Source organism: Alistipes sp. An54 (assembly GCF_002159375.1).
GTDB lineage: Bacteria > Bacteroidota > Bacteroidia > Bacteroidales > Rikenellaceae > Alistipes > Alistipes megaguti.
In genome coordinates, this window is sequence record NZ_NFIA01000007.1 from 163469 (window position 1) to 177038 (window position 13570).

The following is a 13570-nucleotide window of genomic DNA, read 5'->3' on the forward strand; positions in this document are numbered from 1 at the left end:
ACCGGCCCGGCCGGCCGCACCGCCCGTCCTGAAACCCTCCCCGCGATGTACGCCGGCACGCCGTCCGGATCCGAAACCGCGAATAAAACACCGAAAACGTACGCGGTTTGCGTTTTTTTTCTACCTTTGCCGAATATGGAGCGCACTGCAATATTCCCGGGGTCGTTCGACCCCTTCACCCGCGGTCACGCCGCGCTGGTCGACGAGGCGCTGAATCTCTTCGACCGCGTGGTGATCGGCATCGGCAACAACACCGCCAAATGCGGCCTGCTGACCGTCGAGAACCGCAAACGCCTGATCGACGACGTCTACCGTCACGAACCTCGCGTCGAGGCCCGGATCTACACCGGACTGACCGGTCAGTTCGCCGAAGAGGTCGGCGCCTGCGCCATCATCCGCGGCGTAAGGAACACCACCGACTTCGAGTACGAACGCACGATGGAGGCCACCAACCACCGCATCTACCCGGCTCTGACCACCGTCATGCTCTTCACGCCGGCCCCCGTGGCCGACATCTCCTCGTCGACCGTCCGCGAGGTCCTCTCCTTCGGACGCACCGTCGAGGAGTTCCTCCCTCAGGGAATCGATATCAACCAATACCTCTAACAATATCCCGATTATGATGGAATTTACGGCCGAAATGATCGCCGGCTTTCTGGGCGGCGATGTCGTGGGCGACAAAAACGCCGCGGTGCACACCGTCTCCTCGATCGAGGCTGGTAAAGCCGGATCGCTGACCTATCTGACCAATCCCAAATACGAACCCTGGCTCTACACCACACAGGCCTCGATCGTGCTGGTCGACCGCTCGTTCGAACCCTCGCAGCCCGTGGCCACCACCCTGGTCAAGGTCGACAACGCCGCCGCCTGCGTCGTGAAACTGCTCGAAATGTACAACGCCGCAAAACCCCGCCGTAAGGGGATCAGCCCCCGCGCCTCGATCTCCGAAAAGGCCACGGTCGGCGAAGAGTGCTACGTCGGTGACTTCGCGGTCATCGAAGAGGGCGCCCGGATCGGCAAGGGGTGTCAGATCTATCCCCAGGTCTACGTCGGTGCCGGCGTCACCGTCGGCGAGGGCACGACGCTCTATCCCGGCGTGAAGATCTACGAAGGCTGCTCGGTGGGCGCCGACTGCATCCTCCATGCCGGGGCCGTCATCGGTGCCGACGGCTTCGGATTCATGCCCAATGCCGAGGGCGGCTTCGACAAGATCCCCCAGCTGGGCAACGTCGTCATCGAGGACCACGTCGAGATCGGAGCCAACACCTGCATCGACCGCGCAAAGACCGACTCGACGATCATCCGCCGCGGCGTGAAACTCGACAACCTGATCCAGATCGGCCACAACGTCGAGATCGGCGAGAATACCGTCTCGTCGGCCCAGACCGGCATCGCCGGCACCTCGAAGGTCGGTCACAACTGCTTCCTGGCCGGACAGGTCGGCATCGCCGACCACGTGACGATCGGAAACCGGGTGAAGGTCGGCTCGAAGAGCGGTATCGACAAGAATGTCCCCGACGGCGAGATCCGTCTGGGATATCCTGCCCTGCCCGGCATGCAATATCATCGCTCGTCGGCCGTTTTCAAGGACCTGCCGGAACTCGCCCGGCGCGTCAACGAACTCGAAAAACAACTCAAAGAACTCCAAAAATAGGAAACCATGAAAAAAATCCTCATTTTCGCAGCCTGCGCCACCCTGCTGGCCAGCTGCGGCAGCAAGAACCAATATGTCATCGAGGGTAAGGTCGACGGAGCAAATCCCGTGGTCTATCTCTTCGACCAGGAGGAAAACCTGCTCGACTCGGCAGCCGTCAAGGAGGGCGCCTTCCGCCTCAAGGGCGAGGCTCAGGAGCCTCAGATCGCCATTCTGCGCGATGCCCGCGATGAAAACGCCACGTTTGCCGCCATGCTGCTGCTCGAACCCGGAACAATCCAGATCAGCGACGACCCCGACAGCCCGATGCGCAAACGTGTCACCGGAACCCCGGCCAATGATGCCAGCACGGAATATGCCGATGCCGGCTACCGCCTGATCATGGAGTACCGCGACAGCTCGACCACCGAAGAGCGCCGCGCCGCCATCGAAAAGGAGTATGAGGAGCTGGCCCACCTGGCCGTCGAGCAGAACCGCAACAACCTCTTCGGCGCCCTGCTGCTGGCCGATCAGATGAGCTACGAACTCTCGGGCAAGGAGCTGCTCGACGAAATCGCCCTCTTCTCCCCCGAGATGCAGCAGACCAAAGTCCTCGTCAATCTGAAGGCGCACGCCCAAGCCAAACAAAAAACCGACGTGGGTCAGCCCTTCATCGACGTAACGGCTCAGGATGCCGACGGCAAGGAGCTGTCGCTCAAATCGGTGGTCGAGAACCCCGCAAACAAGTACATCCTGCTCGACTTCTGGGCTTCGTGGTGCGGTCCCTGCATGGGCGAGGTCCCCTATCTGAAGCAGACCTATGACGAATTCCACAAGAAGGGTTTCGAGATCTTCGGATACTCCTACGACAACAATCGCGACAGCTGGCTCAACGCCGTCAAGGAGAACCAGATGAACTGGATCCATGTCAGTTCGCTGGATGGATTCGAAAACCAGTCGGCCAAGGATTACGCCATCCAGGGGATTCCGGCAAACTTCCTGATCGACCATGAGGGCAAGATCGTCGCCAAGAATCTGCGCGGCGAGGAGCTCTACAACAAGATCGCCGAACTGCTCAAATAAGCAGTCCGTCACGACGGCGCCCCTGCGGATCCGGTTGGCCGGCTGCAGGGGCGTCTTCGTTCCAGCCCCGACGGCGGCCCATCGGTCCCGCCCCGGAGTGACTGAAAAACACCGAAAACACCGAAATGCTCCATAAAGACATGAAACCGCAGGAAAAATACCGCATCATGGGCATTGACCCCGGCACGAACTACATGGGTTACGGCGTGCTGGAGGTCAAGGGACGTACGATCCGCTCGGTCGTACTGGGAGCCATCGACCTGCACCGCCTCACAGACCCCTATGCCAAGCTGCGTTATATCTTCGACCGGGTCGGCAAACTCGTGGACGAATACGGCCCGCGCGAGGTGGCCCTCGAATCGCCGTTCTTCGGTGAGAACGTACAGTCGATGCTCAAGCTGGGACGTGCCCAGGGGGTGGCCATGGCCGCAGCGCTGAGCCGTGACCTGCAGGTCTTCGAATACGCTCCGATGCGGATCAAACAGGCCATCACGGGGCGCGGTTCAGCCACCAAGGAGCAGGTGGCCTCGATCGTCTGCCGGCTGCTGACCATCGACGAGCCACCGCGACGACTCGATGCCACGGACGGCATGGCCGTGGCGCTGTGCCACTATTACGCCACCTCCAGCCCGCTGAATGCCGTCCTGGGCGACGAACGGGTCAAGGGACTCGGAGGCGGTAAAAAGGCGGCCTCGAAGGGCGGAACGCAGAGTTGGGAGCAGTTTCTGAAGAAACACCCCGACCGGGAGATCAAATAGCGGAGGAGCGGAAGGCAGTAGGCGGAAGACGGGAAGCTGAAAGCGGGAGACTGTACACACGGAGGCGGAACGAACATACGGGGGGGGGCATACGGAGGCGGAACATACGGAGGCGGAACATACGGGGGCCGACGGTTTCAACACTCCGGCTGAAACGGGAAAGAGCTCCGGGAGATTCCCGAAGGCGATTCGGAGGGCAGACCGGAGTCAAAATGTAATCGGCTGACAATCTGGAAGGAGCAAGATAGAGGTAGAAAACAAGGGAGAATTTATAAAATTTTTTCAACGAAATATTTGCACAGTTCGGAAATTTGCCCTACATTTGCACTCGCAATCAAGGAAAGGCGCCGTAGCTTAATTGAATAGAGCATCTGACTACGGATCAGAAGGTTACAGGTTTGAGTCCTGTCGGCGTCACTCTCAAAATCAACCACTTACAGCAATGTGAGTGGTTTTTTTGTGTGCTGTTTCGAACGGTTTTTCGGAGGATTTTTACTCAGTTGTGTAAACCAATGTGTAAACCGAAAAAACCGATGAACACCACCATCGAAGCGGTTCTCTACACCTCCAAAACTTTATCTAACGGCCAGCATCCCATCCTGTTACGATTGACAAAGAATCGGAAGCGGAAGTACATCAGCCTGCATATCTCCCTTCCGCAAGAGCAATGGGATGCAAAAAAGTGTAAACCACGCCACAACTGCCCCGACCGAGAGCGAATTGAAGCTCTTATCCAGCAAAAAACACAGGAACTCCAGCATCAGGTCATGGACTTCAAAACAAACGACAAGGAATACACGTTGAGTACGCTGGTCGAAAAGGCATCCCGCAAGGTCGTGCGCCAAACGGTCGGTGACTATCTGAACGCCTACATCGACCGTCTGCTGGCCGTGAACCGTGTCGGAAACGCCAAGACCTTTCAGGAACTCCGCACCTCACTGACCCGATTCTGTCATTCGCTGGACTTCTACTTTCTCGACATCGACACCGAATGGCTGAAACGCTACGAGCAATGGTTGCGGGTGGAACGTCACTATTCGGACAACTCCATCGGCATCCGCTTCCGTTCGTTGCGCGTTCTCTACAACAGTGCCATCACCGACGGTCTCATCAAAAAGACGGACTACCCTTTCGACACCTTTAAGGTAAGCCGATTCAAGGAGGCCACAGCCAAACGGTCGCTCACCAAGGAGGACATTCGGCGGATCATGGATTGCAAAGTGCGAACACTGACCAAGTACCCCAAACCGTTCCTGCAACTGGCAAAAGACCTGTTTCTTTTCAGCTACCTGTCGTGCGGCATCAATCTGACCGATATGCTGCACATCCGTTATGCCGACATCGTGGACAGGCGACTGGTTTTCAACCGTCAGAAAACGGGCAAACTCCTCTCATTCCAGCTACAGCCCGAGGCCCTTGCCATTCTCGACAAGTACCGTCAACCGAACGCTCATCCGCAGGATTACATCTTTCCCGTACTGAAACGAACCGTCCACATCACTGCCCAGCAACAGTACGGACGGGTGCAACGAACGAACAAGCGGATCAACCGTTATCTGAAACTCATCGGTGAACACCTGCACCTGCCCATCCCGCTGACAACCTATGTTGCCCGCCACAGCTTTGCTACTGTGTTGAAAAGATCGGGAGTTTCGACCTCCATCATTTCGGAATCACTGGGGCACAGTTCGGAAAAGATCACGCAAATCTACCTCGATTCATTCGAGAACTCGCAGATCGACGAGGCCATGCACCATCTGCTTTGATCCACAAAAAAACGAGGGGTGCACGGTTGTTTTAACCAAAGCACTCCTCGTTTCAATTCCGAGAGAAGAAAGGTTGCGGATTTTTCGAACTTCTGCTGACGCAACCTTCACGGACACCTATTCGGGCTTTGTCTCGTCCTCGGTCAACTGGTCATCGTCTTTTGATTCATTCTCTATCAATGGCTCTGCAAACATCTGGATTTTCGTTCCGAGAACGCTCTCGACGCCGTACTCCATTACTCGGCGAACAACGGTCTTTCCTTCGAAAACAACATGTTCTGCCACATTGTCTTTATCGAGACCGTTCTTCTTACAGTACTCTCCAAAGTCAACGAGATTGATCAGTCTGCGAGCCTCGTTCTTAATGTCGTAATCGACTCGCTTGAGGTCGCCGTAAATTCGGTTCGCGGCTTCATGTAAGCACATCCGTTTGGTTTCGGTGTTTTGCAGGGCAGACGGCAGATTGTTGAACATTCGCCTTGCGGCGGTCAATGCCACCCAGACAGGTGCGCTCGGACTACGCCTGCTCTTTTTGTCGTTTTTGTCGTTTTTGTCCTGTTGCCCCTTTGCAGATGCTGTTGAATCGGTTGCGGCGACAGGGGCCGTGACTTGGTTGTTGGCAGCGACTTCGGCTGCGGCTGCGGGAGTAATATGTCCCATAATTTGATTGACTCCGTCCTTTGCGGAGGGGCATTAGTTCTTCTGCTCGCCTTGCCCATGTGGGTTGCAGGTCATCCTTGCGGCTTGACACTGCAAACATACTGCGACTTCGCCCCATATTTAGGGAGGGAAAAAACGCACTTTCATCCTCCCTCTTCTCAATCATAGATCGCCGAGAGGGTTTGGGGAATTTTACCCTTATAATCTTTCATGATTCCTTTTAACGACTCATCACTATCCAAAAAGGCTATATTGTCCGTGTAACGGAACAAATAAATGATACGGGAGAACAACAACATCTTGTTATAAGAGACAATTGATCCTTTCCGTCGTTTGGGCTTCCCGATCAATTCGAAACGGTCAAGGGCTGCAAACAACTCCTGCAATCGCTCTGTCGCAAAATACATCTTATATGTCATGACAGGAAAGTTATCCGTAAAATCACCGAAACGATAAGAATAAACATCGTCCAGTCCTTTCTGTTGTAGCTCTTTCAATTTAGCGCGTAAAGCGTCAAGCATATCGTTCTTAATCATTGGATGGACATCCAAATTTCTACGACCTTTTCGGATCTGAATTGTCACATCGCTTGTCTGATCTCCCAGTTTATCGAGTAACTCTCGTAACAAAGCCCCATGTGAATGTGATTTTACATCGAGGCATTTGGCAAACTGGCTTTCCGTCCAATCGTAAATGAAGAGCATCGCCAACCAAAATTTCTCCAGATCCAATTCATAGCCCTCCAAAGTAGGCACTATATCTTCATTATCCAGAAACTGCTCTTTGTTAAAAGGTGGTTTAATCTGACCACAACACATCCGATTGAAGAAGCGATAGGGATAATAGTGTCCATTCAGATAGTCGTCACAAAGTTTGAACACATATTCCAGACTCTCCATTTCACTCGAATCGGGTTCGTAATAGACCGAACCATCCTCATATTCTCTTTTTAAGATCATGGCAACAGGTTTTAGTACCCAAATTTAGCATAAATAACATCACTTTTGCACAGAAAACCCACTAATAAGACTCTCAACGTGTGTTTCGAGCGAATAACAGAACAACAACGCCATATAAAACCCACTAATAAGACTCTGCATATCGACATCGAAACGTGTTTCAGAACAACGGACTATGTAAATACCCGCTAATAAGACCTTTTGAGCGTTTTTCGGTCGATCGAATTCATTTCAGCATCCATACAACGGGCTCATATCGCCATTTAAGGCTGGAATAAAAATGTTACGACAAATTATATTCGACATTTTTTATTGAAAATAAATGTGTTATCTTTGTAATACTCAAAAGGAGAATATCTATTCGGAGGGGCTCGATGATTCTACGTCCATAAAAAAGGAGGTGCATTCTGCATCTCTTTTTCTTATCCAAAATTGCTATATTTTTTGATCCTGAAATAGGCATTCTCTATAATAGATAAGTAGATAGAATCCAAAAAAATAACAGATTCGACAACAAGAGATTTTTATAAATTTTCAAAAAATTACTTCTATGGAGAACTGAATTATAAAAGCCCCCAAAGGTGCTGAATACCTTTCGGATTTTTTGACTGAAATTCCTGTCAACTGCCTTTTTAACAAGAAAAAAACAGGGTGCGGAGCCACTGAATTAGCTATCCGCAACTCGATTCCTACCCTTATCGCCATGCCTTATGTGGCATTGGTCAAGAACAAAACCATCTACCGAAAAGACCATATCTCGGTGTTGGGTGTTTACGAAGGTGTTACCGAACAAGAGATCATCGACTACGCCCGTAATCATACCCCTTTGAAGATTGCCGTTACGTACGACTCTTTACCAAGAACCATACAAGCTCTGGAGATGGCAGGCCTGAACCCTTATAAAGATCTTTTCCTTTTGATCGACGAATGACACGTGTTGTTCAATGCCTATTCGTTCCGACATCACGCCGTTGCAACCTTACTGGATTATGCGGTGAAATTCGAACGGGTGACCTACATGACCGCAACACCGATCGAGCGGGAATATATATTGGATGAGATACGACAGCTGCCCACCTGCGAAATCAATTGACCTGACCTTACCCAGGTAAATGTACGGGCACGGCAAACCAACAAACCAGATCTGTACATCATTCAGGAATGCCAAAAGGTTCTGCAAGGCAATCTCCCCTATAATCTGCATATCTTTGTAAACAGCGTCCAATTTATTGCGAGGGTAATCAACGCCCTCAAGGCTACGCCCGAAACTGTCAAGGTCGTTTGTTCTACAAGCGGGGAAAGCCGACAAGAGAATCAAAACAAGTTAGGCGAAGACTTCCCAATAAGCCAGCCTTCAGACCCTGTAAAGAAGATCAACTTTTACACCTCGACCTGTTTTGAAGGGTGTGACATTTATGACGAAAATGGAGTGACATTTATCGTCAGTGACGGACGAAAGGCACACACTCAATTGGACATTTCGACGCTTTTCACGCAGATATGCGGCCGCGTGCGAAACTCCCGCTACAAAACTCAAATCATCCTTGTCTACTCTTCGACCAAATACAGTTCGGCTGTCACTCTCGATGATTTTGTCAAAGCTACCCAACGGACATTAGCCGAGGCCAAAAGTTATGCTGCCGAGATAAATTCATTGAGTGAAGCCGCTCGGATCAAAACGCTCTCAAAGATTCCCTATATCAACGAGCAATATGTGCGAATCGAAGACAACAAACTGGTTGTGGATAAAAATCTGGCCAACATTGACATCGTGAATTTCAAGATATGCCATCAGATTTATGCCACCTATATCACTCTTACCAAGGAGCTGCGGCAACACGACTACAAAATAAAGGTACAGACTTACGACTATATCCATGAAAAATTGGAGAAACAACCTTCGGCCCGCATTCCCTTCAAGGATCTGTTCAACGAATACTGCCGTCTAAAGTCACAAACCGAATCGTTTTTCGTTGTGGATAGTCCCGCACAGCAACGGGCGGTCATTGAACGTCGGAATCCATTGGTCAAACAAGCCTACAAGCAATTGGGAATCGAGAAAGTCAAGGCATTGAAATACCATGTCGGCAATATTCGCCGTGAACTGGTCAAAAGTCTCAAAATAGGGAACGATTATAAGATTGTAAAGATGATAGACATGAGATTTCAGAAACAGGAACCCATTCCCAGAAGCCAAGCGAAGGAGAATTTGCAAGCTATTTACGATTCGTTGGGATTAAAGCGGACAGCCAAAGCAACAGACCTTGCCAAATGATACGAAACCAAGGATGCTACAATTCGCAGGGAGGGAAAACAGATCGCCTGCATAACCATCATTCGGGACAAGTGAATCACGAAAGAATAACATGGAACACAGAAAAACTCCGATCCACGTGTTGTGTCGATCGGAGTTTGTTTTTATACATACCATTCAAACAGGCAATCCCATTTTCGATCCCCGCCCCGTTTTATTTGGGAAAGGATCTTTTTGCACCTATCCTCTTATTAAGAATCCACATCTATTTCTGTTCCTGCATTCCCGTTCTGAAAAGCCCATATGAAAGGCAGGCATGATGCTCATTCGATAATCAAAAAGATGCTTTACAGAGTTGAATGCTCTCGGATTCAATTCCCTTTTCGATGGAGTTATGTTTCTATGGTTATTTGGGAATTTCTAATCACAAGTAATCATGAGCACAATTCAAGAACAGGCACGACGCATGACCGATCTCCATGTCTTGTGGGGACAAAGTTCGGTAATCGACGAGTTAATCCAAGCAGGACGAATCGACGAAGAGTACATCTATCCCTTTAATGGGGAAGAGGTGTTGGAATGGTGGTTGGTCACATCATGGCTGGCCGACCGATTGAGAGAACAGGGCGAAATCATCATCGACGAACTGGGCAGCCATTGGTGGGGACGAACTTCGAGCGGACAGGCCATCTACATGGACCATGTAATTGAACAAATCTGCGAGGACAATTAACCCCATGTTACAACGAACAAAGTTCTAAATCCAGATAAGAACCTCTTGGAGAAAAACTTTGTTTTCAAGAACTTTGCAACGATAATTAACGGCAACACCCCAACGGAGGGCATTGTAATCCAAAAACATTTTCTAACTTTGCGTTGTCATCGAACAGGTGGCAGACATATTGATTAGTGAAAGTGTTTCGCTGAATCCTCGATAGGAAATCTGGTAAATTTCAAAACAGAGGGATAGGCTTACAAATGCTCTTCACCTTGTGTAGATTATATCCATCCGATATATCTGCTCAAGTGTGGGGTGTTGCTTATTTCTGTTTGGGCTTACCAGAGCCTCCTATCGAATAAGTGAACAACTCCACACTTTCTTTTTGCATATAATTCACCGCAGCAGGAGTTGATACGGTAAGAAACTTTTACGATTATGGATTTTAAAATTGGTGATGTCGTCGTTCTCAAATCTGGAGGACCTAAAATGACTGTTTCAGAGTTTCCAATCAAAATGATTGATGGCTCAGAGAACTACACACAAGTAAAATGCAGGTGGTTTAATGAGGATAATCATTTAATGCACAACTCCTTTTATATTGATGAACTGGAAAAACAAAATTGAAGAAAGTTATGAAAAAACTATTTTTATTTGTGCTTACTGCAATACTGATTTGCGGATGCTCTAAAAATGAAAATTCTACTCCGCCTACCGTGGATATGTTTTCTGTTAGTCCCACATCATTGGAAGTTAGCGGACAAGGTGGAAGTGCGTTGATTTACATTCAGAGCACTCGAAGTTGGACTCTTTCAGGTGGAACTTCTTGGTGTAAACCTACAGAAACAAGTGGTGATGCTTCAGAGGTTTACGGCACATCAGTTGAATCCCAATTTATATCTTTTAATATAGAAGGCAATCCTACAGACAAAAGCCGTTCAGCTACATTTACTATTGAAAATGGAGAACAATCGATAGAAATAAAAATAACGCAAGGTGTCGTATCGATCGTCGTTACTGTGACCGAACCAGGAACCTTACAACAAATATTGACGGAACAAAATTTATTGGAAACAACCGAATTAAAAATCAGAGGTGTGCTCAATGAAACGGATTTCGATTTTCTTAAAACTGTGCTTACATTAAGATACTTGGATATTTCAGATGTTAATTTGGAAGAATTACCGAAAGCAGCATTTTCGCAAACACTTATTGAACACATTATATTACCGCGTTCTCTGAAGGTAATCAGTGAGCAAATGTTCTATATGGCAGAAACCACAACTGTGCAAATGTTTGATGAGGTTATTGCCATAGAGAATCGTGCTTTTCAAGAAAGCAAGATTAGTTCGGCTTCCGATATTAAACAAAATGATTTTGATAATGGTGGTTTATATTTATCATCGAAATTACAAACTATTGGAGAACGCGCCTTTTATGGTTGTTCTGGATTATATTCTCTAAAATTTCCTGCATCATTGGAAGTTATTGAAAATAACGCGTTTGCAAGTTTATATGATTTACCTGATAAACCTTATCCTCCTCTTGAATATATATTCTTTGAGAAAGGTTCAAAATTAAAGACAATCGGGGAAAACGCTTTTGATGATGCTTTTTATTACAAGGGAATTATTTATATGCAACATTGTACTCAAGTTGAAACATTTGGAGAAAATGCATTCGGTGGAGAGAAGATTTCCGAATTTTATTTGGGGACAAAAACACCTCCTCAAGGAGGATTTCCATTTGCTGAATTAAATCCTGTTACGAGCTGGACAATTGATGTCTATGTCCCTTCTTTATATGTAGAAGCATATAAAAAATTATGGAAGAAAGACTACTACGGCATACAAGGTCGTTTCTTTGCGTTAGAATATAATATGCCCGAAGATAAATAATACAGCTATGGGACAAAATAAAATAACCAAAGCCCAATGGCGAGAACTGATCTCAAATTACATTTTGTACTGTAACAATAGAAGAGATTTAGGTTTGTTGGTCAAGACTGACAATCTACGGCATATTTCAAATACAATTTGGAACGACTGGAACCACATTATATCAACGCATTGCAATCGACTTTCTCAATCTGCCGATTTTAACGATCTGTACGAACAAATTGAAGACTTGAAAATTCGGGGGATAGGGGCGCAATCCATGATTGAAACAGCTCGACAAATCGCTTATAAATACGATATTCCATTGGATGATTCTTGTTGGAGAGTGGTAGTGCGAAAATCCCCTATAATCAAATTACTTGGCGCTCCCGCAAGAGATATTAAAAGTTACTTTGCCCGATTATCTCCTGATTTTGGACAATTAACCTCACAGCAGAAAATAGATTTTATTATTACCTACCAAGATAAAATTAGGCGCCTGCTAACGAAATAAGATACACCTGCTATTAAAAGACAGACTTCGTAAGAGGCAAATAAGTCCTTTTTGCGGGGTCTGTCTCTTTCTTACTTAATCATACCTTCTCAATTCACTTATTGTTTAACCAACATTGGATTTACTCGATTGTGTAAACCAACGTGTAAACCGATAGAAACAGCCGCACAGAAAACGGGCGACTGCCGACCGAAGCAACTCTTGTAACTATCTGTCAGTCAACCTACATTTGCACTCGCAATCAAGGAAAGGCGCCGTAGCTTAATTGAATAGAGCATCTGACTACGGATCAGAAGGTTACAGGTTTGAGTCCTGTCGGCGTCACGAAGGAGGAGCGTTCAAAAGACGCTCCTCCTTGCATTTAGAAGGTTGTCATCCGCATGGCAACCTTTTTTTGTACTTTATTTCGGGCGGTTTTCAGGGCGAAACCGGGAGCTTGTTTAAACCAATGTGTAAACCGATCGAAACTGCCGCCACGCGGAAAACGGACAATCGCCAGACGGAATCAACCCTCGCAGCAAAGTGAGTGCGTTATGATCCTTTATGCCCGGAAACTCGGTAACACTGCCCCGCCTCCTTCCGAAACCGAATCTACAAGTCATCCCCCTTTCCCGCGCACAGACGAAAGGTTGACGAAAATACCCCGCCGATCCATACAACACGGACCGTCCCCTGCGTCTAAGAGGCAAAGGCGCAAAGGGGCAAAGAGCCCGGATGGGCGATCGAAGCGATCGTCTTCAGGCTGCACCCGCCGGTGAAACCGACATCCTGCCCCTGAAATACAAGGTCTCGGACAAATAGTCAAGACTCCCGGCACACACCACACGGATAATCCACAAAAAAAGAGGAGCAGCCCTACAAGGGACCACTCCTCTTTTCATTTCCCGGCAGAGAAGAAGACGACTACAGGAACCGTTTGCCGCCCGTCTCCGAACGAGTCACCGCCACATTGCGTACATCCGCAGGAACCGTCGTCCGCGTATAGACATTCACTTCCTGGCTCTTCTGATCGGTCAACGTCAACGTATATCCGCCGTCACTCACCGCAAATCCGTACGACCAGGAGGTTCCGTCGTCATAGCGGCCCTCGAGAAGCCCCTTGTCGGCCGTATAACGCCCAGCATAACGCTCGAAATACGAATACTCGACCCGCTGGTACAGATTGAACGTGCCGTCGGAACAAAACTCCAGATAGACGACAAAGTCATCCGCCGTGTCGCCGTTCCACTGAATCAATTGCCATTCGCCGACAACCTCCGAATCGACCGTTACGGACTCTTCGTCCGAACATCCGACAAACAGCAATGCTGCAAAGAGAATATAGATGTATTTTTTCATGTGTTTCATG

The 13570-nt window shown here is 48.5% G+C and carries 14 protein-coding genes and 2 tRNA genes; 13 read left to right on the plus strand and 3 right to left on the minus strand.

Features of this window, described 5'->3' with window-relative positions; translation table 11 throughout:
- Positions 1-135 precede the first annotated feature (135 nt).
- The 6 genes from coaD (at position 136) to B5G09_RS08565 (ending at position 5240) form a co-directional block, all read left to right on the plus strand.
- Positions 136-606: a pantetheine-phosphate adenylyltransferase gene (gene coaD / locus B5G09_RS08540; RefSeq protein ID WP_087312242.1), complete on the plus strand. Its 471-nt coding sequence runs from the start codon at positions 136-138 to the stop codon at positions 604-606.
- Positions 607-619: 13 nt separating this feature from the next.
- Entirely contained in the window at positions 620-1654 is a 1035-nt protein-coding gene (gene lpxD / locus B5G09_RS08545; protein WP_087404858.1) for a UDP-3-O-(3-hydroxymyristoyl)glucosamine N-acyltransferase, read from the plus strand.
- Positions 1655-1660: 6 nt separating this feature from the next.
- A complete protein-coding gene (locus B5G09_RS08550) occupies positions 1661-2716 on the plus strand; it encodes a TlpA disulfide reductase family protein (protein WP_087404859.1) in 1056 nt (351 codons plus the stop codon).
- 140 nt (positions 2717-2856) lie between these two features.
- Positions 2857-3474 (plus strand): crossover junction endodeoxyribonuclease RuvC, encoded by a 618-nt coding sequence (gene ruvC / locus B5G09_RS08555; protein ID WP_241147615.1) that lies wholly within the window; start codon positions 2857-2859, stop codon positions 3472-3474.
- Between the two features lie 343 nt (positions 3475-3817).
- Positions 3818-3891 (plus strand) — tRNA-Arg (locus B5G09_RS08560).
- A gap of 116 nt (positions 3892-4007) precedes the next feature.
- A complete protein-coding gene (locus B5G09_RS08565; RefSeq protein WP_087404860.1) occupies positions 4008-5240 on the plus strand; it encodes a site-specific integrase in 1233 nt (410 codons plus the stop codon).
- A 117-nt stretch (positions 5241-5357) separates the two neighbouring features.
- On the opposite strand, the gene B5G09_RS08570 is transcribed toward B5G09_RS08565, so the two are convergent.
- Together B5G09_RS08570 and B5G09_RS08575 are read right to left on the minus strand one after the other, a co-directional pair.
- The gene (locus tag B5G09_RS08570) at positions 5358-5900 is read right to left on the minus strand and encodes a hypothetical protein (RefSeq protein ID WP_087404861.1); all 543 of its coding nucleotides are present in this window, start codon (positions 5898-5900) and stop codon (positions 5358-5360) included.
- A gap of 158 nt (positions 5901-6058) precedes the next feature.
- On the minus strand, positions 6059-6859 hold the full coding sequence (locus B5G09_RS08575) for a hypothetical protein (protein ID WP_087404862.1): 801 nt from the start codon (positions 6857-6859) through the stop codon (positions 6059-6061).
- A 604-nt stretch (positions 6860-7463) separates the two neighbouring features.
- Between B5G09_RS08575 and B5G09_RS08580 the strand changes: the two genes are divergently transcribed.
- The 7 genes from B5G09_RS08580 to B5G09_RS08605 all read left to right on the plus strand — a co-directional run bounded on the left by B5G09_RS08580 (position 7464) and on the right by B5G09_RS08605 (position 12546).
- The gene (locus tag B5G09_RS08580) at positions 7464-7790 is read left to right on the plus strand and encodes a hypothetical protein (protein WP_241147616.1); all 327 of its coding nucleotides are present in this window, start codon (positions 7464-7466) and stop codon (positions 7788-7790) included.
- A gap of 498 nt (positions 7791-8288) precedes the next feature.
- Positions 8289-9134, plus strand: a complete 846-nt coding sequence (locus B5G09_RS08585) for a hypothetical protein (protein ID WP_241147617.1) — start codon at positions 8289-8291, stop codon at positions 9132-9134.
- A 415-nt stretch (positions 9135-9549) separates the two neighbouring features.
- Positions 9550-9846 carry a hypothetical protein gene (locus B5G09_RS08590; protein ID WP_087404864.1) on the plus strand — a complete coding sequence of 99 codons (297 nt, stop codon included), beginning with the start codon at positions 9550-9552 and terminating at the stop codon, positions 9844-9846.
- A gap of 423 nt (positions 9847-10269) precedes the next feature.
- On the plus strand, positions 10270-10458 hold the full coding sequence (locus B5G09_RS08595) for a DUF2158 domain-containing protein (protein ID WP_087404865.1): 189 nt from the start codon (positions 10270-10272) through the stop codon (positions 10456-10458).
- Positions 10459-10466: 8 nt separating this feature from the next.
- Positions 10467-11729 (plus strand): leucine-rich repeat protein, encoded by a 1263-nt coding sequence (locus B5G09_RS08600; protein WP_143256511.1) that lies wholly within the window; start codon positions 10467-10469, stop codon positions 11727-11729.
- Positions 11730-11736: 7 nt separating this feature from the next.
- On the plus strand, positions 11737-12222 hold the full coding sequence (locus B5G09_RS13915) for a hypothetical protein (protein ID WP_143256512.1): 486 nt from the start codon (positions 11737-11739) through the stop codon (positions 12220-12222).
- Between the two features lie 250 nt (positions 12223-12472).
- Positions 12473-12546, plus strand: a tRNA-Arg gene (locus tag B5G09_RS08605).
- 579 nt (positions 12547-13125) lie between these two features.
- Here B5G09_RS08605 and B5G09_RS08610 read toward each other — a convergent pair.
- Positions 13126-13569 (minus strand): hypothetical protein, encoded by a 444-nt coding sequence (locus B5G09_RS08610; protein ID WP_087404867.1) that lies wholly within the window; start codon positions 13567-13569, stop codon positions 13126-13128.
- Position 13570 lies beyond the last annotated feature (1 nt).